Annotated in this window: 25 protein-coding genes; 11 read left to right on the top strand and 14 right to left on the bottom strand. The window is 45.7% G+C overall.

Going from position 1 to position 25,881, the window contains the following annotated elements:
• Positions 1-65 precede the first annotated feature (65 nt).
• The gene (locus NF543_RS09485) at positions 66-572 is read right to left on the bottom strand and encodes a Fur family transcriptional regulator (protein ID WP_257667901.1); all 507 of its coding nucleotides are present in this window, start codon (positions 570-572) and stop codon (positions 66-68) included.
• A 141-nt stretch (positions 573-713) separates the two neighbouring features.
• Positions 714-2,921: a RelA/SpoT family protein gene (locus NF543_RS09480; protein WP_257667878.1), complete on the bottom strand. Its 2,208-nt coding sequence runs from the start codon at positions 2,919-2,921 to the stop codon at positions 714-716.
• Between the two features lie 152 nt (positions 2,922-3,073).
• Between NF543_RS09480 and NF543_RS09475 the strand changes: the two genes are divergently transcribed.
• The gene (locus NF543_RS09475; RefSeq protein ID WP_308378688.1) at positions 3,074-3,697 is read left to right on the top strand and encodes a DUF4294 domain-containing protein; all 624 of its coding nucleotides are present in this window, start codon (positions 3,074-3,076) and stop codon (positions 3,695-3,697) included.
• A gap of 70 nt (positions 3,698-3,767) precedes the next feature.
• The gene (gene bshB1, locus NF543_RS09470; protein ID WP_257667877.1) at positions 3,768-4,502 is read left to right on the top strand and encodes a bacillithiol biosynthesis deacetylase BshB1; all 735 of its coding nucleotides are present in this window, start codon (positions 3,768-3,770) and stop codon (positions 4,500-4,502) included.
• Between the two features lie 18 nt (positions 4,503-4,520).
• On the opposite strand, the gene NF543_RS09465 is transcribed toward bshB1, so the two are convergent.
• The 3 genes from NF543_RS09465 to NF543_RS09455 all read right to left on the bottom strand — a co-directional run bounded on the left by NF543_RS09465 (position 4,521) and on the right by NF543_RS09455 (position 7,349).
• Positions 4,521-4,847: a HesB/IscA family protein gene (locus NF543_RS09465; protein WP_257667876.1), complete on the bottom strand. Its 327-nt coding sequence runs from the start codon at positions 4,845-4,847 to the stop codon at positions 4,521-4,523.
• A 157-nt stretch (positions 4,848-5,004) separates the two neighbouring features.
• The gene (locus NF543_RS09460; RefSeq protein ID WP_257667875.1) at positions 5,005-6,009 is read right to left on the bottom strand and encodes a cytochrome d ubiquinol oxidase subunit II; all 1,005 of its coding nucleotides are present in this window, start codon (positions 6,007-6,009) and stop codon (positions 5,005-5,007) included.
• 5 nt (positions 6,010-6,014) lie between these two features.
• Entirely contained in the window at positions 6,015-7,349 is a 1,335-nt protein-coding gene (locus NF543_RS09455; RefSeq protein ID WP_257667874.1) for a cytochrome ubiquinol oxidase subunit I, read from the bottom strand.
• Between the two features lie 161 nt (positions 7,350-7,510).
• Between NF543_RS09455 and NF543_RS09450 the strand changes: the two genes are divergently transcribed.
• On the top strand, positions 7,511-8,365 hold the full coding sequence (locus NF543_RS09450; protein WP_257667873.1) for an aminotransferase class IV: 855 nt from the start codon (positions 7,511-7,513) through the stop codon (positions 8,363-8,365).
• A gap of 103 nt (positions 8,366-8,468) precedes the next feature.
• Here NF543_RS09450 and NF543_RS09445 read toward each other — a convergent pair whose 3' ends face one another.
• The 4 genes from NF543_RS09445 to NF543_RS09430 are packed head-to-tail and all read right to left on the bottom strand — an operon-like array spanning position 8,469 to position 11,328.
• On the bottom strand, positions 8,469-9,083 hold the full coding sequence (locus NF543_RS09445; protein ID WP_257667872.1) for a thioredoxin family protein: 615 nt from the start codon (positions 9,081-9,083) through the stop codon (positions 8,469-8,471).
• Positions 9,084-9,093: 10 nt separating this feature from the next.
• Positions 9,094-9,585: a TlpA disulfide reductase family protein gene (locus NF543_RS09440; RefSeq protein WP_257667871.1), complete on the bottom strand. Its 492-nt coding sequence runs from the start codon at positions 9,583-9,585 to the stop codon at positions 9,094-9,096.
• A gap of 55 nt (positions 9,586-9,640) precedes the next feature.
• A complete protein-coding gene (locus NF543_RS09435) occupies positions 9,641-10,318 on the bottom strand; it encodes a C40 family peptidase (RefSeq protein WP_257667870.1) in 678 nt (225 codons plus the stop codon).
• Positions 10,315-11,328, bottom strand: a complete 1,014-nt coding sequence (locus tag NF543_RS09430; protein ID WP_257667869.1) for an isoaspartyl peptidase/L-asparaginase family protein — start codon at positions 11,326-11,328, stop codon at positions 10,315-10,317. Before NF543_RS09430 ends, NF543_RS09435 begins: the two co-directional genes overlap by 4 nt.
• Before the next feature lie 131 nt (positions 11,329-11,459).
• Between NF543_RS09430 and yihA the strand changes: the two genes are divergently transcribed.
• The 5 genes from yihA to cmk all read left to right on the top strand — a co-directional run bounded on the left by yihA (position 11,460) and on the right by cmk (position 16,553).
• A complete protein-coding gene (yihA, locus tag NF543_RS09425; RefSeq protein WP_257667868.1) occupies positions 11,460-12,080 on the top strand; it encodes a ribosome biogenesis GTP-binding protein YihA/YsxC in 621 nt (206 codons plus the stop codon).
• Positions 12,081-12,090: 10 nt separating this feature from the next.
• Complete coding sequence (locus NF543_RS09420; protein WP_257667867.1) at positions 12,091-12,939, top strand: UbiA-like polyprenyltransferase; 849 nt, start codon at positions 12,091-12,093, stop codon at positions 12,937-12,939.
• A 162-nt stretch (positions 12,940-13,101) separates the two neighbouring features.
• The gene (gene topA, locus NF543_RS09415; protein ID WP_257667866.1) at positions 13,102-15,432 is read left to right on the top strand and encodes a type I DNA topoisomerase; all 2,331 of its coding nucleotides are present in this window, start codon (positions 13,102-13,104) and stop codon (positions 15,430-15,432) included.
• A gap of 38 nt (positions 15,433-15,470) precedes the next feature.
• Entirely contained in the window at positions 15,471-15,884 is a 414-nt protein-coding gene (locus tag NF543_RS09410; RefSeq protein WP_257667865.1) for a hypothetical protein, read from the top strand.
• A gap of 6 nt (positions 15,885-15,890) precedes the next feature.
• A complete protein-coding gene (cmk, locus tag NF543_RS09405) occupies positions 15,891-16,553 on the top strand; it encodes a (d)CMP kinase (RefSeq protein WP_258171703.1) in 663 nt (220 codons plus the stop codon).
• Positions 16,554-16,555: 2 nt separating this feature from the next.
• Here the strand turns inward: cmk and NF543_RS09400 are convergent, their stop codons facing one another.
• The 5 genes from NF543_RS09400 to NF543_RS09380 form a co-directional block, all read right to left on the bottom strand.
• Complete coding sequence (locus NF543_RS09400; RefSeq protein WP_257667864.1) at positions 16,556-17,755, bottom strand: pyridoxal phosphate-dependent aminotransferase; 1,200 nt, start codon at positions 17,753-17,755, stop codon at positions 16,556-16,558.
• Positions 17,756-17,933: 178 nt separating this feature from the next.
• Positions 17,934-18,317, bottom strand: a complete 384-nt coding sequence (locus tag NF543_RS09395; RefSeq protein ID WP_257667863.1) for a DUF1573 domain-containing protein — start codon at positions 18,315-18,317, stop codon at positions 17,934-17,936.
• A 201-nt stretch (positions 18,318-18,518) separates the two neighbouring features.
• Positions 18,519-19,655, bottom strand: a complete 1,137-nt coding sequence (hppD, locus tag NF543_RS09390; RefSeq protein WP_257667862.1) for a 4-hydroxyphenylpyruvate dioxygenase — start codon at positions 19,653-19,655, stop codon at positions 18,519-18,521.
• A gap of 127 nt (positions 19,656-19,782) precedes the next feature.
• Entirely contained in the window at positions 19,783-20,940 is a 1,158-nt protein-coding gene (locus tag NF543_RS09385; RefSeq protein WP_257667861.1) for a homogentisate 1,2-dioxygenase, read from the bottom strand.
• A 249-nt stretch (positions 20,941-21,189) separates the two neighbouring features.
• Positions 21,190-21,813 carry a 7-carboxy-7-deazaguanine synthase QueE gene (locus NF543_RS09380; RefSeq protein ID WP_257667860.1) on the bottom strand — a complete coding sequence of 208 codons (624 nt, stop codon included), beginning with the start codon at positions 21,811-21,813 and terminating at the stop codon, positions 21,190-21,192.
• 196 nt (positions 21,814-22,009) lie between these two features.
• On the opposite strand from NF543_RS09380, the gene NF543_RS09375 reads away from it, so the two are divergent.
• From NF543_RS09375 to thrS, 3 genes are all read left to right on the top strand, one after another.
• On the top strand, positions 22,010-23,251 hold the full coding sequence (locus NF543_RS09375) for an LVIVD repeat-containing protein (RefSeq protein ID WP_257667859.1): 1,242 nt from the start codon (positions 22,010-22,012) through the stop codon (positions 23,249-23,251).
• An 8-nt stretch (positions 23,252-23,259) separates the two neighbouring features.
• Positions 23,260-23,817, top strand: a complete 558-nt coding sequence (locus tag NF543_RS09370) for a hypothetical protein (RefSeq protein WP_257667858.1) — start codon at positions 23,260-23,262, stop codon at positions 23,815-23,817.
• Positions 23,818-23,945: 128 nt separating this feature from the next.
• Positions 23,946-25,871 carry a threonine--tRNA ligase gene (thrS, locus tag NF543_RS09365; protein ID WP_257667857.1) on the top strand — a complete coding sequence of 642 codons (1,926 nt, stop codon included), beginning with the start codon at positions 23,946-23,948 and terminating at the stop codon, positions 25,869-25,871.
• Positions 25,872-25,881 lie beyond the last annotated feature (10 nt).

Here is a 25,881-nt window from a genome sequence, read left to right as displayed (position 1 = left end):
AATCGAAAAGGTGGCCAATGCTTACCCGATTAGCGACACCGAAAAATAGGTTGGGATGAAATAACTCAATTGGTTTCAACCAATTCCCTTTTTTTGGAAGTACGGACACTGCCTACCGTATCCTTTTTGGTCGAACAATCGCTGCATACCCCATACAGATTCAGGGAATGATGCTTGATCTCAAACTTCAAGAGCTCGCCCATCATGGTTTGTATTTGATGGATGCGCGGGTCACAGAATTCAACGACCTTGCCGCATTCGATACAGATGATATGGTCGTGCTGTTTGTATCCGTAAGACTTCTCAAACTGTGCCATGTTTTTACCAAATTGGTGTTTGGTCACCAAATCACACGATACAAGCAACTCCAAGGTGTTGTACACCGTAGCCCGGCTCACCCTGTATTTCTTGTTTTTCATGTGGATATACAGGGATTCCACGTCGAAGTGGTCATTCCGTGAATAGATTTCTTCAAGGATCGCATAGCGTTCCGGAGTCTTGCGGAGTCCTTTGTTCTCCAAATAAGCCTCGAAGATCTTTTTTACTGTTTGATAGTTTTCCGTTTGAGTCATCATACGAAAGTTTAATGTACAAACTTACATAAAGTTGCCCGGATATACAAGGGGTGCACAACAGATTGCCAGTTTCACGCAAAGTGCACCAAGCCCATTCCTTAGCGGCCTTCGCGAGAAAGCAGAGCGCCTTTGCGGTCTTCAATTATCCGAATCAAAACGTGTGATCCCTGTAATGCCCTTGATTTGCTTAAGATGTTCGATAAGATTCTCGAGATGTGCCGTGTCATTAACGAAAATCATGATGGACCCTTCGAAAATACCCTCGTTGCTTGAAATGGTAATAGACCGGATATTCACTTTGAAATCGTCCGAAATGACCTTTGTGATCTTATTTACAAGCCCCACATCATCGATGCCCACAATATGCAATCCGGTAAGGAAAGCCAGTTCTTTCTGCGACGTCCATTTGGCTTTCACGATACGGTAACCATAATTGGCCATCAGTTTGGCAGCATTCGGACAATTGGTGCGATGTATCTTGATGCCTTCATTGACGGTGATGAACCCAAACACATCATCACCAGGGATAGGGTTACAACAAGGGGAGAGCGTGTAGTCGATTTTTTGCAAATCATCACCGATTAGCAACGTTTCATAGTCCTTTTTGTTGATCTTTTCGACCAACCCGCTTATATGTGAATTGAACTGCTGTCCGTTTTGTTGTTCTATGGTCTTTTCGCTCAGGACAAACTCCTTCAGGTTTTTAATGTCGATGGTTCCCTTGGCCACATTATAAAACAATTCCTGCGATGAAGGATATTTAAAAAACATCGTCAGTTTGTTGATGTTTTCGGTATTGTAGGTAATCTTAAGTGACTTCAGTTTCCGCTCGAGAATTTCTTTGCCATCTTCAGCCACTCGCCTTTTTTCTTCCTTGAGGGCAGATTTTATTTTGGATTTGGCTTTGGCAGTGACCACGAAGTTCAGCCAATCCTCTTTAGGAGTCTGTTTACTGGAGGTGATGATCTCCACTTGGTCGCCATTCTGCAATTGGTGGCTCAAGGGTACCAGCTTGTGGTTGACCTTGGCCCCGATACAACTGGCTCCAAGATCGGAATGGATTTCGAAGGCAAAATCCAATGCAGTGGCGTTGTGCGGGAGCTGGATGAGCGCGCCCTTGGGAGTAAAGATGAAAATCTCGTCAGAAAAGAGATTCATTTTGAAATCATCGAGGAAATCAAGCGCGTTAGGTTCCGGATTGCTCAATATTTCTCGCACTTTATGAATCCATTGATCGAGCCCGCTGTCTGAATTGGATTCCTTGTACTTCCAGTGTGCAGCAAATCCCTTTTCGGCAATTTCATTCATCCGTACGGTACGGATTTGAACTTCCACCCATTGCCCTTTCGGACCCATCACGGTCGTATGCAGCGATTCGTATCCATTGGCTTTGGGCGATGAAACCCAATCCCTTAATCTATCCGGGTTGGGCCGGTAGAGGTCGGTCACAATGGAATAGGCTTTCCAACAGTCGGCCTTTTCGTTTTCCGGTTCTGAATCAATGATGATCCGGATGGCAAACAAGTCATACACTTCTTCAAAAGGAATGGATTTCTTGCGCATTTTATTCCAGATGGAGTGGATGGACTTTGGCCTGCCGAAAACATTGGCTTTGACGCCTTGCTCATTCAATATCTCCTTGATAGGTTCCACAAAATTGTAAACGAAGCGCTCCCTTTCTGCCTTTTTTTCGTTCAGCTTCTTGGCAATGAACTTATAGGTGTCGGGGTCAGTATACTTCATGGAAAGGTCTTCCAATTCGGACTTGATCGCATAGAGGCCAAGACGATGCGCCAGTGGAGCATACAGATACGACGTTTCGGATGCTATTTTCAATTGCTTGTCCCGAGGCATGAAATCCATGGTACGCATGTTATGCAGTCGGTCAGCAAGCTTGATGAGAATAACCCGCACATCATCCGCGAGGGTAAGCAACATCTTACGGAAATTCTCGGCCTGCATGGAACTGTTGGGGTCAAATATGCCCGATATTTTTGTCAACCCATCAATGATACGGGTCACTTTCTTGCCAAATTCACGTTCGATGTCTTCTAGGGAAATATCCGTGTCCTCTACCACATCGTGTAGCATGGCACATACGATGGACGTAGTACCTAGGCCAATTTCCTCGGCGGCAATTTGGGCAACAGCTATCGGATGATATATGTAAGGTTCGCCCGATTTCCGACGCATATCCATATGGCTGTCCAATGCCATATCAAACGCCTTCCGTATCATTTGCTTGTCTCCACGCTGCAACGTAGGCTTACAGGCGCGTAACAATGCACGGTATCTTTTGCGTATTTCTTTGCTCTCCGCCTCTAAATCAACCACTAATTCTTTCATATATCACCTTACACTTTGTATTAAGAATTACTATATTTGTATATCCATCTATATGATTATTGGACGAGTAGTTTACCTATTCGTTTAATTTATAAATATACGGATAATAATTAATATTGTAACAGGATCTCGGAGCGGTAATTATTATACACATGGGCCATCTAAGGCTGTTGTTTTTTTTGAGTTTTTTTTTACCTGTGGGCGAAGTTGCGGCGCAAGACACCATTGCGCAGATGTCTACAGCCCAGCAGCCACAGCGTATTAGGGTACCTACTACTGTGGTAAATGGAGAATTTGTGCCCTGGATGCTGATCCCTGAGGTGGAGGTAACGCGGAGACGTATTTTCAAAAGCCCAGAAGACAAAGCCCGGTATATGCGATTGCGGTATAATGTAATCAAGGTACTGCCTTATGCAAAATTTGCACAAAACAGGTATCAGCAGCTATACCGTGATTTAGCCGTAACCGCTAATAAACGTAAACAAAAGCGATTGGTAAAGGACTGTGAAAAGGAAATCAAAGACATGTTCAATAGGGAAGTGAAGAACCTCACCATATCGCAGGGAGAAATATTGATCAAGCTTATCGACCGCCAGACTGGAAATTCCAGTTATGAAGTTGTGCGCGAACTGCGAGGTGGTGTCACCGCCTTTTTTTACCAATCCGTTGCAAGGGTATTCGGACACAACCTCAAAAACACCTATAATCCGGAAGAGGATTTCGAGATTGAAAACATAATCCGCAGCCTCGAACGACCCACTTACCGATATTTTTGATGTGGAACCGATAACTTGTATATAAACGGCAAGTTATCTAAGTTTGTGCCGAACTTGTTGAATATCGGACATGAAGGAAAATAACAAACTGGATATATTAGTGATAGCTGTGCATCCTGATGATGCCGAACTGGGTTGTGGCGGCACCATCCTCAAGCATGTGTCCATGGGGCGGAAAGTTGGAGTCGTTGACTTGACTCGTGGAGAACTGGGCACCCGTGGTACACCCGAGACAAGAGGGATGGAGGCACTTGATGCGGCTCGTATACTCGGCCTGTCAGTGCGGGAAAACTTGGGTTTGCGCGATGGGTTTTTTAGAAATGACGAATCCCATCAGTTGAAAGTTATCCAGGTTATACGTAAATACCGCCCCGAAATCATCATTTCCAATGCGTTGCATGACCGTCATCCCGACCATGGGCGGGCGGGCGACCTAATCAACGATTCGGTTTTTTTGGCTGGCTTGCGGAAAATAGAAACGATCGAGGAGGACAGTACCCAAGTTCCTCACCGTGCAAGACTGGTATTGCAGCTGATCCAGGACTATTACATCAAGCCAGATATTGTGGTGGATATAAGTGACCATTGGGAAAAGAAAGTGGATGCAATAAAAGCCTTTCAATCGCAATTCTTCAATAGCACCTATAAGGAAAACGAACCCGAAACGTACATTTCAAAACCCGATTTTCTTGAGTATATCGAGGGTCGTGCCCGGGAATATGGTAAGTATATCGGCGCAACGCATGCGGAAGGATTTACATGCCGCAGGTTACTAGGGGTAGATGATTTGTTTGTGTTGAAGTAGGGGGGAGGTGTGAAATGCTTATACCGCGAAACTCTCTCCACAAGCACACGTACGGGAGGCATTCGGATTGTGAAATTCGAACCCTTTTCCAGTGAGGCCATCCGAATAATCAAGCTCAGTGCCAGCCAAGTACAAATAGGATTTGATATCCAGACAGATTTTGATACCGTTATCTTCAAATAGCTGATCACCCTTTTTTTCCTCGTTATCGAAGTCGAGTTTATAACTCAACCCTGAGCAACCACCACTCTCCACCGCCACACGTATAAAATAAGTGTTGTCGTAGTTTTTATCACGTATGATATCAAGGATATGTTGCTTTGCTTTTTCTGTTATCGTAACCATCTTTTGTCTGATTTGAGATGTTAGACATGAGATTTGAGACTTTCCTACTCCCGATGAATCGAAATTCGGCTTCCCAAATCCAAGTCACCATGCAAATATCGGAATAATCAAAGGATATTACAAAAGCTTAACGTTTGTGTGGTGTCATATTTATAGGCTAAGGTAATTCTTTGCTAAACACACGCATCAAATAGAATAAAAAGGGAAGTATGAAGATGCTGCCCAGCATGAGTGCCCACGCCAGCGATGAAATCGTTTGGTCATTTCCCGCATGTTCAATCAGGGACAAACCCCCTTCATTTTTGAATAAGATAAGTTCCGGATAATGCTGGTAAGTGGCGGCAAGCAAAATCATCGTCACCTGAAAGCCAGCCAACAGACGGGCAGCTATTGCTTTCCTTTTTTTGAACGCAATAAATGTAAAAGCCAATGAAATCGTGGCCAATAGGATTGCTGTTTGGCCTATCAGGCCTCCAAATATCCAGTCGATCAACGGTATCCCTGAATACATGGCAGCAAGGAAGACCAGCACACCGGCCCCAACTACAGCAAAGATCATATGCTTGGCAACACGGATAACCAATGATTTGTGTTGCTCATCTCGCACGGTTCCTATGGCGTAAGTCGCGGCAAGGTACCCACATATCGTGATCGTAAAAAGGCCAATAGCTGGCCCGAACCAGTTCAACCAACTGCCTATGTAAGCAGAAATGAAATCGGTGGCCTGGAGGTCTATCGTACGGGAAACAGTAGAGGCTGCGATAATACCCAGGAAAAAGGGTGTCACCATACTTGACCAAGTAAAAATCCGAGAATATACCTGCTGCCAATCATCTTCTACCGCATCATAGCTCCTGAAAACGAATGCCGTGCCCCGGGCAATGATGCCTAATAGCATGGCAACAAGGGGGATGTGCATATACACGGACATAGTCGTGTATATTTTGGGGAAGCCAACGAAGAGGATGACAATGGCAATGATTAACCACATGTGGTTGGCTTCCCAAACGGGTCCAATGGCGCGTGACATGATGTTCCTTACTAGCAACTTGTGTTTCTTGGCTACAGCCAGTTCCACGATGCCGGCACCAAAATCGGCGCCACCTAGTAATAGATACAAGCAAATGGACGCCCAGAGGAATATGATTACGACGTATAACATAGTGATTATTGCTTGGGCTGGTAATTGGGGTCGGTCACATCATAGAGCTTACCCACCATTTTCATCTGGCGGTACAACAGAAAAACCACAATGGCCGATAGAGAAAGGAAGACCCCGGTGAACAAATAGAAGGAATAAACGATACCCGGCATCGGGGTCACCGCATCCGCGGTACGCATGATGCCATGGATTATCCAAGGTTGACGGCCAACTTCCGTGACAACCCACCCGGCCTCCACCGCAATATAACCCATTGGGGTGGCAATGACAAATAAGCGAAGAAACCACCTGCTTACCAACCAAGTTTTTCGTTTGGTGAGGGCAAAGAAATAAAGAAGGGACAGCAATACCAGCAACATGCCCAATGTCACCATCAGCTGAAATGCATAATGCGTAATGGCGACCGGAGGCCACTCGTCTTTCGGGATATCCTTCAGTCCCATTACAGGTTTGTCTACATCGCCATGTGCAAGGAAGCTCAGTAATCCGGGTATCTTGATGGCATACTTCACGGTTTCTTGTTCCTCATCGGGAATGCCACCAATAATGAATGGAGCCCTGGGTTCGGTTTCGAAATGGGCCTCCATGGCGGCCAACTTTGCCGGTTGCCGCTTGGCTACATCCTTGGCTGAAATATCTCCACTGATAGGTTGTAACACAGCAGCAATACAAGCGGATAAGGCAGCAATCCGGAAAGCGGCGGTATGAAAGGCCACGTTTTTTCGCTTGAGAATCATCAAGGCATGGATGCCGGCCACGGCAAATCCGGTAGCCGCAAATGCAGCCAAGGTCATATGCAATGCCTGGGAAAACCATGCATCGTTAAACATCGCCTGTATCGGGTCAATGTTTAGGTACTCCCCATCGACGAAATCGAACCCTGCGGGGCTGTTCATCCAAGCATTGGCGGCTACCACCAATATGCCTGAGGCTAATCCGCTAAGTCCTACAATCAGCCCGGTGACCCAATGGAACCACGGTTTCAGTCGGTCCCAACCATACAGGAAAAAACCGAGCGCAATGGCCTCTATGAAAAAAGCGGTGCCCTCCAAAGAAAAAGGCATGCCGAAGATTGGGCCTGCATGCTCCATAAAGGTAGGCCAGAGCAAACCCAATTCAAAGGAAAGCATCGTGCCAGATACAGCCCCTGTGGCAAACAATATGGCCACGCCCTTGCTCCATGCCTTCGTCAGCCCCTTATAAATTGGGTTGCCTGTTTTGAGGTAGATAAAATGTGATATGGCCATGAAAAACGGCATGACCATCCCCACGCATGCAAAAATGATGTGGAACCCCAGGGACATTGCCATTTGTGAACGAGCAGCTATAAAATCATCCATACATATTTTGGAATTTAAAATGCCTAAAGTTACCAATTAAACCATACACTGTGAAGTTGGGGATGAAGGTATCCATAGGGAATGGCAATTTAAATTCGTTCTAAATATACCATAAAACCTGTATATTGGCTCCCGTTTACTAATTAATCGTTTCAAATCAAATGAGGAAGTCGTATCCCAAGGAGGTGTTTTTAAATGGACAATGGTTGCCGCATGACCAAGCCACAGTTTCTGTATTCGATCGGGGCTTTATGCTTGGCGATGGTATATACGAAGTTATCCCTTTTTACCAGAACAAGCTGTTCACCCCTGATGAACATATCCAGCGGTTGAAAGCTGGTCTTGCAGAAGTAGGTATTGCCTACGATGTCGATTCGTTGAAGACTACGGCATCGGAGGCCGTTGTTCGGGCTGGATGCAACGAAGGAGCCGTTTATATCCAAATTACAAGGGGTGCGGCACCTCGAACCCATTATTTCCCGGCAGATGTTGAGCCAACAGTATTGCTATATGCCTTTCACTTATCCTTAGGGGGGTTCGAACAGAAGTTGGTTGATGTAATTCTTTCAGAAGATTTCAGGTGGCATCGTTGCAATATTAAATCCATTTCGTTGATAGCAAATGTCTTGGCAAATAATTTTGCCCACCAACAAGGTGTCTTAGAAAATGTGCTCATACGAAACGGATTAGTTACGGAAGGCTCATGTACTTCCGTCTTTTTTGTGAGAAATGGCATTGTTTACACACATCCCGAAGGCCCACATATCCTTCCGGGCATAACTCGGAACTTGGTGATTTTGCTCTGTGGAGAAATGGGTATCGAAGTCGAGGAAAAGGCTATTTCCGTTAATGATTTACCCTTTGGGGATGAGGCTTTTTTGACGGGCACTACCATGCAAGTAACAGCAATTGGTTCCATGCGAATAGGCAGTGAGCAATTGGTTGTGAGTACGGATGTAGGTCAGGTTACACGGCGTATCCAACAGGCATTCATCAAGCGGATTGAAGCTTTATGACATAAGCGCACCCTCAGTTATGATTGGAGGGATGCGCTTATGTGTATATCAAATCCAACCGAAAGGCAACACAGGATTGATAATGTGAGGAAGATACACTTTATCACTCACTTTTTTTCCACTTGATGGTGCAGCCTACCGCTTTTGTCTTGTTAGGGTCGGGGCTTTTTCCCGCCTCCAGTGCTGCGATGGCTTCTTCCACAAATTTGGTGCTGGGATTTCCACCTCTACTGTCATCATCTATGGCGCCGATATATTGCAGTACGTTGCCATTATCCGTTTTTTGTAGGAGGAACGTATGCGGTGTATGTGTCGCTGCAAAACGCTTGGTAACAACATGGTCAGGATCGAGAAGATAAGGGAAGGTAAACCCTTTATCTTTGGCACGTTGCTGCATTTGCTCGTATGACTCCCTCGGTGCTACGCCGGCATCATTGGGGTTAATAGCAATGACCGGATACCCTAAGGCCTTGTATTTTTGGTCTAAAGCGATGATGCGATCTTCATTTGCCACTGCTACCGGACAAGTATTGCAGGTAAAAATAAGAATGAACCCTTTTGCATCAGGGTAGTCGGCAAGCGATAGCTTGTTGCCATCCACATTTTTCAGCTTGAAATCCGCTACCACATCGCCGAGTTGATACCCGTCATTGGAGGTAGGGGTACTGGCTGTAAACAGTGTAGCCAACCCGATTAATAAAACACTAAATACTTTCATGACTCAATTTTTATTGGTGAACAATAGACAAATAATCTTTTTCGAGTTGTTGGTAATCAAACTCCTGTTCCTTAAAAACCCGTATGCCTTTGCTTGTATTCACAAACAGTGTCGCCGGTATGGCTCCAGACCATTCTGTGCTAATTTTGTCGATGAAATATTGCTCATTTTTTTCATCGAGCAATAACACTTCATTTTTCAACCCCCTTTCGTGGACAAATTTTGTTACAGTAGCTTGGTTATGTTTGGTATCCAAACTAACGAAAAGTACTTTCAAGGGGGCCGACTGATAGTTTTGTTGCAATTTTTCGAAATGGGGCATTTCAGCAACACAAGGTGCACACCATGTGGCCCATAAGTTGACTACGAAGGTAGTATCACCACTGTTTTCCAACCGCTTTTCCAACTTATCTAGCGTAACCAATGGCACATGTTTCTGTACTGCTGGCTGTTTCGCCATACCCAAGGTGATTACGATGATGAGGACCAAACATCCTTTCATATCGTAAAAATATAAAAAAATCTACTTAACAAGTAGATAAGTAACGTAATATTTACTATTTGGGTGAGCCTGCTCGGGTAAAATATTTGTAATACCAGGCATCGTGGAGATCGCTGATAATTACACCCTTGCTGGTGGATACATGCACAAATTTATTATTATGCAAGTAGATGCCCACATGATCGATATCCTTGCGGCCGAATGAGAAGAAAACCAAGTCACCTTCCCTCAATTGCCTTTCATATTTGCGCTTAATGTGCTGTGCCATTTCCCTTGAAACGCGAGGTATCGGCTTACCATAGATATCATGCATCACCATACCCACAAACGCGGAACAATCGATTCCTCGTCGGTCGGTACCACCAAGGCGATGAGGAGTGCCCATCCAATCATCGATATAGGTGTACAATGCTTGGTTTTGCAATTCGTTGGTATTCACACCCAACACTTCTGCATATCCTTCAAGCAGGCCTTTCCCTGATGCACGCACATCCCTGGGTGAAGTGGATGCATCGGTGAGGATGGTGCCCCTTGCTGGTTTTCTATTTTTATAGGGGTTGGATTTGACAGTCCTGTCTGATGGGAGTGCGTTTTTACGGGTAAGACACCCGTTAAAAAGTAAGGTAGAAAGCAACAAACAAATCGCTAGATTAATACGAAACGCTATTGATCCGAATGGCAACCTAAACCATGTAGCTGTGGTATGCAATTGGCGCTGTGCTGAGCCTTTCATTGATATATTCCAATTTCTACCTCCCCAGATTCAGTAATTGCTCCCCGGTACATACCGGCCGTATTGAACGGCATGGCGATGTTCCCGTCCCTATCCAAGGCAATCATCCCTCCATCACCACCCGTTTTACCGATTTTTTCAATGACATTGGCGGCGGATTCGGCTAAGGGTGTTTGGGCGTATTCCATTTGGGCCGCCACATCATAAGCAGCGATGCCTCTGATGAAAAATTCGCCCCAACCCGTACAGGAGATTCCCACCCGGTCGTTGGCAAAGGTACCGGCCCCAATGATGGGTGCATCGCCTACACGTCCGTAGCGTTTGTTGGTCATGCCACCTGTGGAGGTGCCTGCAGCAAGATTGCCGGCCTTATCCAAAGCCACAGCACCCACGGTGCCATATTTATAGTCTTTATCAAGGGGTGTTTTGTTCGATTGTTGGTTGCCATCATGGTCGAGCTGCATATTGATAGAGTCCTGTTTCAATACGCGTTGCAATGCTTTCCATCGGCCTTCTGTCCAGAAGTATTCAGGGGTTACCATGTCGAGCCCCTTGGACTCGGCAAATGTTTCGGCCCCTTTTCCAGTTAGCATGACATGTTCCGATTGCTCCATCACGGCCCGGGCAGCCCTTATGGGGTTCCGTATCGTGGTAACACCGGCCACCGCGCCGGCCATGCAGTTAGCGCCCGACATGATGGAAGCATCAAGTTCGTTTTTGCCTTCATGCGTAAATACGGCGCCTTTTCCGGCATTGAAGAGGGGGGAGTCTTCCATAATCAGGATGGCTGCTTCCACCGCATCTACACTGCTTTTACCCGCCTGCAATTGGGCATACCCGGCTTGCAGTGCCTGAGTAAGCGTTTCATGGAAAGCTTTTTCTTGTTCGGGGCTCATGTTTTTCTTCAAAATCGTGCCCGCCCCGCCGTGGATAACCATTACGTATCGTGTTTGACCAAAAACGACGAAATGCATGGAAAATAATATCAACACGATACAGAGGTGTTTCATGGGTTATACGTTTTATAGTGGCGAATTTAGCTAAAATAATTGTGAGTGTGCTATCCTGTTCACGCAGAGATCACAAAGGCGCTTTGTAGGTTAGGTTGAAAAAATAATACAGGAAACCTTACATTTGCGCAATGGTTATCAAATCGGCAACATTCATTTGCAGCAATACCCGGGTGGATAAACTGCCGGCAGCGAACCTACCGGAGTATGCCTTCATTGGCCGATCCAACGTGGGTAAATCTTCGCTCATCAATGCATTAACGGGCAAACGCCATTTGGCCAAAACCTCCCAGACTCCAGGTAAAACACAGTTAATCAATCATTTCTTGATTAACGATAATTGGTATTTGGTGGATTTGCCGGGATATGGCTTTGCCAAGACCTCCAAAACCAATCGAGCTGCATGGGAAAAATTCATTCGCCGTTACCTTATGACGCGTGAAAACCTGCAATGCGTGTTTGTATTGGTGGATAGCCGCCTTGAGCCGCAGCAAAACGATTTGGATTTTTGCTGTTGGCTTGGCGAAAATGGCATCCCATTCATGTTGGTCTTTACCAAGGCTGATAAGTTATCGCAAGTCAGATCCGGCGCTCATGTTGAAAAGTTCCAGCAAGCATTGCTGCAATGGTTTGAGGAAGTGCCTCCCCATTTCCTCACTTCTGCCGGAACACGGCTGGGCTGTGCGCAATTGCTCACTGCCATCGATGAAATCAACAATAACTTCCAACAGGTTGAGAAGGTAGATTACTGATTATTCCTTTATGAACAAATATTTTTCACTTGTCCTCTTCGCGCATAGCATTTTTGCACTTCCATTCGCCATCATTGGTTTTTTTCTGGCCATCAATACTACTGAATACGGCTTTGATTGGTTGAAACTGGTATTGATGTTAGCATGCATGGTGTTTGCCCGCAACGCTGCTATGGCATTCAACCGCTATTTGGACCGGGAGATTGACGCAGAAAATCCGCGTACGGTCATGCGTGATATTCCGGCAGGTAGGATAAGCCCCCGGCAGGCACTAGCATTTACCATCATCAATTGCATCCTGTTTGTGGGAGCTACATGGTTTATCAACCCGGTATGCTTTTACCTATCGCCGGTGGCCTTGGCGGTAGTACTGGGATATAGTTATACCAAAAGATTCACACCGCTTTGTCATTTGATTTTGGGCTTGGGGCTGGGCTTGGCCCCGTTAGGGGCTTACCTCGTGGTCACCGGTACATTCCATATTGTACCCATCTTCTATTCGTTAGCGGTATTGTTTTGGGTGGGAGGGTTTGATATCATCTATGCGCTACAGGATGAGGAGTTTGACCGTGAGCACAATTTGAACTCCATCCCGGCATGGCTCGGGAAGCAAAAGGCGCTTAGGGTATCGGAAGTCTTTCACATGTTTTCGGCCATTTTTGTGACATTGCCCATGTTTTTTATCCAGCTGGGCTGGTTTTATATGCTAGGGGTGGCTTTCTATATCCTATTGCTTATTTACCAGCATTGGATTGTTAGCCCCACAGACTTGAGGCGTGTAAATCGCGCCTTCATGACCACCAATGGTATCGCCTCCGTGGTGTTTGCTTGTTTTTTTCTGTTGGATATGATTTTCTGACTCCCTTGCTGGAGATAGGAAAATCTGTGTAGATTCAGTCAAATCCGTGCCACCCGTGTTCCAACTTTTGGACTTTCAGATTTTCCAACTTTTATCAAAAAACACAAAACGTTTTGCCATTCCCTAAATAAATCCCTTTATTTGCAGAAATCTGAAGAATCAATGGCGAAAAATTTACTGATTGTAGAGTCCCCAGCGAAAGCAAAAACAATAGAAGGATACCTGGGCAAAGACTTTTTGGTAAAGTCTAGTTACGGGCATATCCGCGATTTGGTGAAGACTGATGATGCGATCGATACGGCAAATAATTTTGAACAAAAATACGAGGTTCCTTCTGATAAAAAGGCTATAGTCAGTGAATTAAAGAGATTGGCCAAGACTGCAGAGACGGTATGGCTCGCATCCGACGAGGACCGCGAGGGGGAAGCGATTTCTTGGCACCTATATGAAACGCTTGGCCTTAGTGCCGACAAAACGAAACGGATTGTTTTCCATGAAATCACCAAGCCGGCCATACTCAAGGCTATTGATACGCCAAGGGGAATAGATTTCAACCTTGTAAATGCTCAACAGGCCAGAAGGGTACTCGACAGGTTGGTGGGCTTTGAGCTCTCCCCGGTATTGTGGAAAAAAGTGAAGCCAGCTCTCTCCGCTGGAAGGGTGCAATCTGTTGCGGTTCGCCTGATTGTGGACCGTGAACGTGAAATTAATCGATTTAAGGCGGAGGCCGCTTTCAAAATCGTGGCTATTTTCCATACCGATAAGCCCAAGGAATTATTTAAAGCCGAATTGCCCCAACGATTTGTGGATGTCGCCGAGGCAGAACGTTTTCTTGCCGATTGTATAAATGCGGATTTTATCGTCAATAGCTTGGAAACCAAACCTTCCAAACGCAACCCCGCCGCACCATTTACCACTTCCACATTGCAACAGGAGGCCAGCCGCAAGCTCGGATTTTCGGTGGCGCGTACCATGTCCGTGGCACAGCGGCTCTATGAATCAGGTCGAATCACCTACATGCGTACAGATTCAGTAAATTTAAGCAATACCGCTTTACAAGAGGCCGAACAGCAAATAAGGACAGCATACGGCGATAGATATCATAAACTACGTCAATACAAAACTAAATCGGCAGGTGCGCAGGAGGCACACGAAGCGATCAGGCCTACTTACTTTAACCAGCATACAACAGATGGCGACAACGCCGAAAAACGGCTGTATGAATTGATTTGGAAGCGAGCAATCGCTTCACAGATGAGTGAGGCTGAGTTCGAGAAGACCATTGCAAAAATCGGCATTTCTACACGTAAAGAAGAATTGGTGGCTAACGGTGAAGTCATGAAATTTGACGGATTCCTCAAGGTCTATTTCGAATCCACGGATGATGAACACGAGCCCAGCTTCGACAGCGATGCGGATAATACCCTACTACCGCCATTGCAAAAGAACCAACAAGTACAATTGCGAAGCATGACAGCCACCGAACGCTTCTCGCGCCCACCAGCGCGTTATACTGAAGCGAGTTTGGTCAAAAAACTGGAGGAATTAGGCATAGGCCGTCCTTCTACCTATGCGCCCACCATCTCTACGATCCAAAACCGTGGCTATGTGGTAAAGGAAGACCGTGAGGGGAAATCCCGGGACTATCGGGTATTGGAACTCCACGCAGGTGAACTAACGACCCTAAAGAAAGCCGAGATCACAGGTGCTGAAAGAACCAAATTATTTCCAACGGATATCGGTGCAGTGGTGAATGATTTTTTGGTTGAACACTTCAAAGGAATCGTTGATTTCAATTTTACCGCCAATGTGGAGAAGGAGTTTGATGAAATAGCGCAGGGACTGAAAGAATGGACCGCTATGCTCCATAGTTTCTATGAACCATTCCATAGTGAAGTGGAAATGACGATTAAAACCGCTGATCGGGCCACCAATGAAAGGGAGCTGGGCATCGACCCTGAAACCGGCAAACGAGTCAGCGTGCGTATTGGGCGGTTTGGCCCGATGGTGCAGATAGGAGCAGCGGATGATGAGGAAAAACCCCGTTTTGCAAGCCTTCGCTCTGGACAGATGATTGAAACCATTACTTTCGAAGATGCATTGGAGTTATTCAAATTGCCCAAGAAAGTAGGGGAGTTTGAAAGCAAAGATATGACCGTGGCCATTGGTAGATTCGGCCCTTATATCCGTCATGACAACGCGTTTTACTCCTTGCCTAAGGATGTCGATCCACATGATGTGACTGAGGAGTCTGCTATCCAGATTATCAAGGAAAAGCGACAAAAGGATATCGAGAAAATTGTTAAGACCTTTGATGAAAACCCTGACGCACGTATAGAAAACGGCCGCTGGGGGCCGTTTATCCGCTTTGGCAAACAGAATATCAAGATACCCAAAGGTGCCGAAGTACAAGATATCACTTATGCTGATGTGCTTAAATGGGCTGAAGCTGACGACAAAAAGCCAAAGAAGAAGGCGAGAGGTAGGAAATAGGGCTTTCGGCCTCCAGCTGATAGCCGACTACTGATAACATGAAAAAAGATTTGCCAAAAAATATAGTCCAGGATATTTCCATTGCCGTGGTGTTGGAAAGTGAATCACCCGCCGGAAAAGTATGGAATGTATACCTCATCAACCAAAAGGATATACCCATTAAAAATGTGATGGTGAGCTCCAAGGGCTATGGTCTTAAACATGACAAGGAAGTTAAAACTTCTATCTTACGGCATTTTATTGGCGATATCAATCCAAACGAGTATGCCAAGATTGAGGCGATAGATGAGCATATATTTGGTTTGACCAATGAATATTGGCTCAGTTATTACATTGATGGCGTCATCTACGATAAGAAATATATTTTCCTTCCCGAAAGCATCATTGATGACAATCTGATTAAAATACCGATTTTGAATAAACCCGGGGTTTTGATTGGTGGAAATAATTGATTAAAAATGATCAGAACGAACAAAATTATTGCCATTGATGGTTATTCATCCTGCGGAAAAAGCACATTAGCTAAGGCACTGGCAACCAAACTCAGGTATTTATACGTGGATAGTGGGGCAATGTACAGAGCCGTCACTTTGCATTTGATACGGGTAGCTAGGCCAATTGAGGATGAGGAGGGCATCGCTGAGGAATTGGAGAACATAAATCTGGATTTCGAAGTCAAATCAGGCGAAAACCGCATCTTTCTCAATGGTGAAGACGTTTCAGAAGAAATCAGGCAAATGTATGTATCGGACTTAGTGAGTGAAGTGAGTGCGATTAAGGCGGTGCGTGTGGCTATGGTGGCACAGCAACAGAAACTTGGCAAAAGACTGGATATCGTGATGGATGGCCGCGATATCGGTACCACGGTGTTTCCCGATGCTGACTTGAAAATTTTCATGACGGCCGATCCAAAGATACGTGCAGAACGACGTTACCTTGAACTGAAAAACAAGGGCGAAAACATTACACTGGAGGAGGTCTTCGAAAATTTGGCCCATCGCGATTATATCGATACCACACGGGAGGAAAGCCCTTTAATACGGGCGGACGATGCCATCATATTGGATAACACCAACCTCAATGAAGAAGAGCAATTGCAGTTCGTGCTCGATCGTCTATAATGCTATATTTTCTTTCCCGGATACTTCGCTAGCCCTTTCTCGAGGCATATTAATGATTTTTCCAAGTCATTTATATTTAATACATAAGCCAGCCTTACCTCATCTTTTCCTGCATTTGTAGAACTATAGAAACCAGTGGCAGGGGCCATCATCACGGTTTGGTTTTCGTGTGAAAAATGTTCCAGCATCCACTGGCAGAATCGATCGGAATCATCAATGGGCAGACGGGCGACTACATAAAACGCCCCGCCCGGAATGGGACAGTAAACACCGTCAATTTTATTGAGTCCTGCAACCAATATGTCCCTTCGGGCAGTATATTCCGCTTTCACTGCGTCGAAATAGCTTTGGGGGGTATCTATCGCTGCCTCTGCCGCAAGCTGTGCCACGGCTGGTGGACTGAGCCGCGCTTGCGCAAATTTAAGGGCCGCTGCCCAAAGCTCGCTATTTTTGGTCACCAAACAGCCCAGCCTTGCACCGCAAGCACTATACCGCTTGGAAACCGTATCCAGCACAACCACATGCTGTTCAAGACCTTCCAAATGCATAGGCGACACAAACGCGCTGCCGTCATAGCAGAATTCCCGGTAAGCTTCATCGGCCAGCAGGAAAAGGTCATGCTTTAGGCAAAGGTCGCGTAGGGCCTCGAGTTCCTTGCGTGAATACAAGTAACCCGTGGGGTTGTTTGGATTGCAGATAGCAATAGCCTTGGTCTTTTCAGTGATTAACTCCTCAAATGAGGAGATGGCCGGCAATGCGAAACCATCGTCTATATAAGACAGAATGGGCTTGACTACAATGCCCGCCGAGCGCGCAAAACCATTGTAATTGGCATAGAAAGGTTCGGGTATGATGATTTCCTCATCCGGATTGATGCATGCTTGCATGGCGATGGTGATAGCCTCCGAACCACCATTGGTCACCAAGATGTCTTCCGGAAGAATATTGTATCCTAATTTATTGTAATATCCACTCAGTTTATCGCGGTATGAAGCAGTCCCTTCCGATGGCGTGTATGCCCAAACCTTGAAACCAATGTTCCTGATGGCATCCAACATGATCTGTGGAGTTTCAATATCGGGTTGCCCAATATTTAGGTGGTAAACGTGTTTGCCCTCCCGTTTGGCCTTATCTGCATATGGCGTGAGCTTACGGATAGGGGAGGCCGGCATTTCGCGACCTTTTATGGATACTGAAGGCATGATTTGCGTTATTTTGCTGCAAACTTAGATAAATTGCCTCTTATATGCAATTTATCGATCTCTCATCTGCCATTGAAAACTTACTTTATAGATGAATATTAAGCATAGCATTTGACTTAACAGAAATAAAAAAAACCGCTAATTGGATAGCGGTTTTAATATTTCAAGAAAACTCTTATTAACCAGTTACTTCTCCTTTGATGTAAAGGGTCTTGACAGGAGTCTTTGTATTGGACCGTATGGTGAAGTTTTTGGTGAATGGCTGCTTGGCTTTTGCGTCATAAGTCACCTTGATTTTGCCTGACTCACCGGGTTTCACGGGGGTTTTTGTAAATTCAGCAACCGAGCATCCGCAGGAAGGTTTCACTTGACTGATAATGATAGGCTCTGTACCCACGTTTGTGAAGCTAAATTCATGCGAAACCGGGTTGTTTTGAGGTATTTTTCCAAAATCATGTGATTCCGCGTTGAATTTAAATTCTGCTTTGCTGGCTTGTTGCCCCAGAGCAGTTGTACAGACAAAGGCAATCAAAATGGCGCATATTGTAGCAATTTTTTTCATCTTTATTTTTTTTGTTTTAGTGTAGTATGGATTATTGATACCATACAAATTTACTGTTTTGAAATGATAAGGTCAAAAAATGTTCCAAAAACAAGTTGCATTGCAACAGATTTGCTACATTAACAATAGGTTTGCATCGGTGTTTATGCGTTCAATCCGCGTTATCCGCCAGTAGTCGGACACAGTCTGTGTTCAATCCCGTTACAAATTGCCTCGTTTTTCCTGTTCGCGTTCGATGGCTTCAAATAGAGCCTTGAAGTTGCCCGCTCCGAAACTTTGGGCTCCTTTACGCTGGATGATTTCAAAGAAAAGCGTAGGGCGATCTTGTACAGGTTTAGTGAATATCTGTAACAGGTATCCCTCTTCGTCGCGATCCACCAAAATGCCTAATTCTTGGATGGTTTTAATTTCCTCATCGATTTCTCCTACGCGTTCAGATAACATTTCATAATATGTGTTGGGTGGTGTGCTCAAGAACTCCACGCCCCGTTCTCGTAGCGTTTTGACGGTGCGCAGGATATTGTTGGTCGCGAGGGCAGCATGTTGTACCCCTTCGCCCTCGTAAAACTCAAGGTACTCCTCAATCTGGGATTTTTTCACTCCTTCGGCTGGTTCATTGATGGGAAATTTCACGTAACCATTCCCATTGCTCATCACTTTGCTCATCAATGCGGAATATTCTGTGTTGATTTGCTTGTCGTCAAACGAAAGGATATTCACAAACCCCATCACGTCTTGGTACCATTTCACGGTTTCGTTCATACGGTTCCACCCTACATTGCCCACGCAGTGGTCTACATATAATAGCCCTGTCTCCTCGGGTTTATATTCGGATTCCCATTTCTCATAGCCCGGCATGAAAACGCCTTGATAGTTTTTGCGTTCCACAAAAAGGTGTACGGTCTCTCCGTAGGTATAGATGCCGGAGGTACGTAGCTCGCCGAAGTCATCGGTAAGTGTTCGTGGCGCTTGATATGATTTGGCGCCACGTTTGGTGGTTTCCTCGTATGCTTTATAAGCATCATCTACCCACAATGCCAATACCTTCACGCCATCGCCGTGCTTCTTCACGTGGTCGCTTATCGGGTGGGTAGCATGTAGGGCTGTGGTAAGTACAAGCCTTATTTTCTGCTGCCGCAACACATAGGAAACCCGGTCTCGTATACCAGTTTCGGGTCCAGCGTAAGCTTCAGGTTGGAAACCGAATGCCGTCTGATAATAATGCGCGGATTGCTTGGCGTTGCCCACATATAATTCAATGAAATCAGTGCCATTGATGGGCAGGAAATCCTCCGCCCTGGCTATTTTCTCTGCAAATGTTAATGTTTCTTTGGTCATTGTTGTAATTTGAATTTCATTTATTTAATAGAACACAGATAATACGGATTCGGCAGATTTACGCGGATTATTTTTATACCATCCGTGCTTATCCGTTCCATCTGTGTCATCTGCGTTCCAAACCATTTTACTCTTGCCATGATTTATAATAATTCCTATCTTCTATTTCCAATGCTTCTTCCGTAAGCATTAGCGGCCGGAAGGGATCGATCATCACAGCCAGCTCATCCGTTTTGGTCTTACCAATGCTTTTTTCAACCGTACCGGGATGTGGACCATGTGGTATGCCTCCGGGATGCAAGGTGATTTGCCCGCGTTCCACACTTTTGCGACTCATGAAATCACCATCCACATAATACAGTACCTCATCCGAGTCAACATTGCTGTGGTTGTAAGGTGTGGGTATGGATTGCGGATGGTAGTCATACATCCGTGGGCAGAAGCTGCACAGCACAAAACTGTCCGTTTCAAATGTCTGGTGCACAGGAGGGGGCTGGTGCAGCCTACCTGTAATGGGTTCGAAATTGTGTATAGAGAAACCCCAAGGGAAATGATAGCCATCCCATCCGATGAAATCAAAGGGGTGGGTGCCATATGTATAGGGATACATCAATCCCTCCTTTTTGATCAATACCTTAAAGTCACCTTTTTCATCATAAGTTTCCAAATCTCTCGGCAATTTCATGTCGCGTTCACAAAATGGCGAATGTTCCATCAGTTGCCCATGCTCATTACGGTACCGCTTGGGTGTACGGATAGGGCTGAACGATTCTACGATGAAAAGTCGGTTCTCGGGGTTGTCAAAATGCAGTTGGTAGATGACACCACGAGGTACCAAAAGGTAATCGCCGTATTCAAATGATATTTGTCCGTATCCGGTCTTGAGCAGGCCGCTTCCTTTATGCACAAAAATAACCTCGTCGGCCTGGCTGTTTTTGTAAAAATAATCTGTCATCGAATGCCTTGGTGCGGCTAGTGAGATATGTAGGTCTGCATTTACAAGAACAGGTTTTCTGCTATCGAGGTAATCATCCGCCGGAGCGATGTTAAATCCTTTGAGGCTGGTGTGCTTCAAATGCTTTTCTCGCGCGATTTTTGGATGGACGGCAAAAGGTTCACTGATTTGCTTCACAAGCGTAGGAGGGTGGCAGTGGTACACCAACGAATAGGTGTTTGAAAATCCATGTGTTGATACGAGTTCCTCTGCGTACAACCCGCCATCGGGCTTACGGAATATGGTATGTCGTTTAGGGGGGATTTTCCCCAAAGTATGATAAATTGGCATGGCTTTAAATTTGAAATACGAAGTTAGAACTACAGGATACGAAATCGCAAAATCGAACCCCTATAAACGCTTGGTGGATTGGTGTCAATACATCAGTATTGGGCGAAAACAAGCTTTGCCAAAAGTGCTTGTGTAAGCAATGGCATGCCTGAACATAATGAAGCTACACGTAATGGCATATTCCGTTAATTGGTCATCTTATACGAAGGTACAGAATTTATTCGGAAATAGCCAAACAGTGGTAGTGGTTTAAGGAATGTTCAGGTACTTGTGTGTTTGTAGGGAGATTTCCCATTTTGGGTTTTGCATCACATATTCCACGATGAGCGGGGTCATCTCCTGGGCCTTTGACCATTCGGGTTGCAGGTAGAGTCTGCAAGATGGTGGGACCTGAGCAGCATATTTCTCCGCCCAATCAAAATCATTTTTGTTGAAGACAATGACTTTCAGTTCACCCGCAGCAGCGATGACATCCGGCAAGGGCCACTTAAATTTCTTTGGGGAGAGGCAGATCCAATCCCAATGCCCGCTCAGTGGATAGGCGCCGGAGGTTTCGATAAACGCTTTGATACCTGCAGATTGCAACCCCTGGGTGAGGTAATCGAGGTTATAAAGCAATGGCTCGCCGCCGGTAACGACAACCGCTTTTGAGGGGTGTTGCTTAGCGTGTTCGATGATGGTATCGGCAGCTGTGAGTGGATGGAGCTCTGCATCCCAGCTTTCTTTCACATCGCACCAGTGGCACCCTACATCGCATCCCCCTAAGCGGATAAAATAAGCCGCTTTACCTGTATGGTATCCTTCGCCCTGAATGGTGTAAAATTCTTCCATCAAGGGAAGTAATGTGCCGTCTTCCGGAACTTGGTGTGCCATTTTTCTATTTTGAGGACGCAAAGATAGGAAATTTATAGGTCTTGCTTCCCAGTCCTTGTTACTTACTAGCTCACATCTCGAAAATTTTTTAACCGATTGTAGCGTTATGGTTGTCATGATCGTCATCCATAAAAACGTGATTAGCAATAATCAATTTTTGATAGATAACCTTTTTAACACCTAAAACACAAACACGATGAGTACTTCATTACCCGCTAACAGGTTACCGAAATTATTGGTAGGCCTTGTATTAATTATTTCCACTTTTACTTCTTGCCGTGATCAAGTCGAACACACCGTTACCTATGCCACTCAAGTGCCCGTTTATCTTGAAGTAAGTGCATTCCGGAAAATGGAAGTGGGCCCCCGACCCGTGAAAACCATTTCAGATGCAGGCAAAATCTACGTTTATGGAGATTACTTGTTCATTAACGAGCCACAGAAAGGGATACACGTGTTGGATAATCGGGATCCGTCGAACCCACAAAACATCACGTACATTGAGATTCCGGGCAACGTTGACTTAGCGGTCAACAGTAATATCCTGTATGCCGACAGCTATATTGACCTTTTGGCATTCGATATCAGCGATTTGTCGGCCATCAAATTGGTGGAGCGCGTAGAAGAAGTGTTCCCACACATGTTTGTCGATGCGGAACGCGGAATGTTTGTGACATTCAAGGATACGGTCATCACTACAACTAGTGTCGAACAAGGGCGTGGATGGGGTACTTGGCGTAATCAGGAAGCGTTTGTTTCGTCCGACGCCGCTGCCGGTTACGGGCAGGGTGGATCAATGGCGCGTTTCACCCTGATGAGTGGCCATTTATATGCTGTGGATGACTATACGCTGCGGCTTTTCGATGTACAACAAGCCTGCAAACCCAAGTTTGTGAAAGATATCCAGCTGGGGTGGGGCATCGAAACCATATTCCCTTATAAGGAGAAGCTGTTTATCGGTTCGATGACCGGGATGCATATTTACGATGCGACCAAACCGGACAGCCCCATACGCATGTCGGTATACCAGCATATAGCGGCCTGTGATCCAGTCGTTGTCAATGATGACCATGCATTTGTAACACTTAGGACGGGTAACATGTGCCGGTTTGGAGAAGATGTGCTGCAAGTGCTGGATATCAAGGATCCCTATTATCCCAAATTGATCAAATCTTATGCGATGGACAATCCCCATGGTCTGGGGTTGTCGGGCGATTACCTTTATATCTGCGAAGGTGATTTCGGACTGAAGAGTTTTAACACATCCAACGTATTGGATATTGCAAATAACCAACTGGAACACATTGAAAACAAACGATTCACCGATGTTATACCCGCACCGAAATCCCTGATTGTTACCGGTGCAGATGGTGTATGCCAGTACGATTATAGCGACCCCCGTAAATTAAAGCTCCTCAGCTGTATCAATGTGAAATGAGGGTAAGTATGCTAAGGATATCCGGCTTGCCGGTAATCGTCACAGTGATTTTGCTATATGTGGGCGTATCCGTTCGAGGGCAATCCCTCCGCTATGCCAACGAAACTGAAATAGGCACATTGTGGTCTGGCGCGAATTTTTTTTCGCCGGTCGCCTTAACAGTTCAATCGTTCAACGGTGTGCAATTCGCCCGGGTGATGAGCATGGGGCTTACCGTTGGCGTGGACGAATATTTCGGTCTTCGCATTGTTCCCATAACCCTGGGAGCTCGGGTCATCTTGCCCAAAAAGCGGGTATCTCCGTATGTTGGGATGGAGGTGGGATATGGGTTTGCTTGGTTTGAGAAACGAACGGATACGCAATGGCATGACGGGGGCGTTGTATTCAATCCTTCCATGGGGTTGAGGTGGAAAGCCAAAGGTAAAGATCGTTATTTGGTTAGCATTGGATACAAAAGGCAAGTTGCATCACTGCATACGGCGAACACCATTTTGGGGCCGGAAGCATACAATACGGAAAAATATACGCTAAACCGGATGGCGATACGGTTTGGCGTGGTTTTTTGAATTTGTATTGCGCTTCATATTGCTAACTTCATATTTCTTTCCTTACCTTTGTGCCTGCAAAAAAACCACGTTTGTACGGTGGTTATTATGAACAAATTTCTAGAAATAAAAAAAAATCATAGTTGTAGATGATTGACATTACACTACCTGACGGTTCCGTACGGCAATATGCCGAGGGGACTACAGCGATGGAAATCGCACAATCCATTTCAGAAGGCTTGGCCCGCAATGTGCTAGCCGCGGAGGTAAACGGAGAGGTATGGGATGCTTCGCGCCCAATTGAGCAAGATGCGTCCGTACGGTTGCTTACTTGGAATGACGACCAAGGTAAATCGACCTTTTGGCATTCTTCGGCTCACTTGATGGCTGAAGCCTTAGAAGACCTATATCCGGGTATCAAATTTGGTATCGGTCCCGCCATTGAAACAGGATTCTATTACGATGTAGATTTTGGCGACCGTGAATTCTCCTCGGATGATTTCAAACTAATCGAGGACAAAATCGTTGAGTTAGCCCGTACCAAGTCGGCATACGTCCGTAAACCAGTAAGCAAAGCGGAGGCGGAAGCGTATTTCAGCGATAAAGGTGACGAGTACAAGCTTGACCTAATTAAAGATTTGCCCGATGGAAGCATTACCTTTTATACGCAGGGCAACTTCACGGATTTATGCCGGGGGCCACATATCCCCAATACCGGCTTTATTAAGGCCGTAAAATTGACCAATGTGGCTGGGGCTTATTGGCGGGGTGACGAAAGCCGTAAGCAACTTACGCGTATTTACGGCGTTACTTTCCCTAAAGCAAGCGAATTGACGGATTACCTGACCATGATTGAGGAAGCAAAGAAACGCGACCACCGCAAGCTGGGTAAGGAGCTAGAATTGTTTGCGTTTTCCGAAAAAGTGGGGATGGGATTGCCACTGTGGCTGCCTAAAGGGGCACGGTTACGGCAAAAATTAATCGATTTCATGCAACGTGCGCAACTGAAGGCAGGTTACGAACCGGTAATGACACCCCACATTGGGCATAAGAACCTGTACGTGACCTCCGGGCACTATGATAAGTATGGTGCGGATTCGTTCCAGCCCATTCATACACCACAAGAAGGGGAGGAGTTTTTCCTGAAACCCATGAACTGCCCGCACCATTGCGAAATATACAAGACGAAACCCCGTTCGTATAAAGATTTACCTATCCGCTATGCGGAATTCGGTACGGTCTACCGCTACGAACAGAGTGGAGAATTGCATGGCCTTACCCGTGTACGTGGTTTTACACAAGATGATGCGCATCTCTTTTGTCGGCCTGACCAAGTGAAGGAAGAATTCAAAAAGGTTATTGATTTGGTATTCTATACATTCCGCGCTTTAGGGTTTGACGATTACATTGCCCAGATATCCCTTCGCGATCCGGATAATAAAGTGAAGTACATTGGATCAGACGAACACTGGCACTTAGCCGAGCAAGCCATCGTGGAAGCGGCAGAGGAGAAAGGATTGAATACGGTGACGGTGCTAGGCGAGGCCGCGTTCTATGGGCCCAAATTGGATTTCATGGTGAAGGATGCGTTGGGTCGCAAGTGGCAGTTGGGTACCATCCAGGTGGATTACAACCTGCCCGAGCGTTTTGAGCTCGAATATACTGGGAGCGACAACACCAAGCATCGGCCCGTGATGATACACCGCGCACCCTTTGGGTCGTTGGAACGCTTTGTGGCTGTACTGATAGAACACTGTGCCGGACAGTTTCCGCTGTGGCTTGCACCAGAGCAATTTATTATACTCCCGGTATCGGAAAAATATGAAGAATATGCGAAAAAACTTTTGGAATCGCTCAATAATTCCGATATTCGCGGCTTGATAGATTTGCGAGACGAGAAAGTTGGACGTAAAATCAGGGACGCCGAGATGAAGAAAATACCCTACATGCTGATTGTAGGGGAGAAGGAGATGGAGAGTGGCACCGTTTCTGTTAGGAAGCATGGCTCCCAAGATTTAGGTGCCATGACTACGGACGCATTCAGCGAGCAATTAATAAAAGAGATAACCGTTTAATTTTTTAACT

It is taken from the genome of Parapedobacter tibetensis, assembly GCF_024704835.1.
Classification (GTDB): domain Bacteria; phylum Bacteroidota; class Bacteroidia; order Sphingobacteriales; family Sphingobacteriaceae; genus Parapedobacter; species Parapedobacter tibetensis.
The sequence above is the reverse complement of the archived record's forward strand: the minus strand, read 5'-3'. Positions and strand labels throughout refer to the sequence as shown.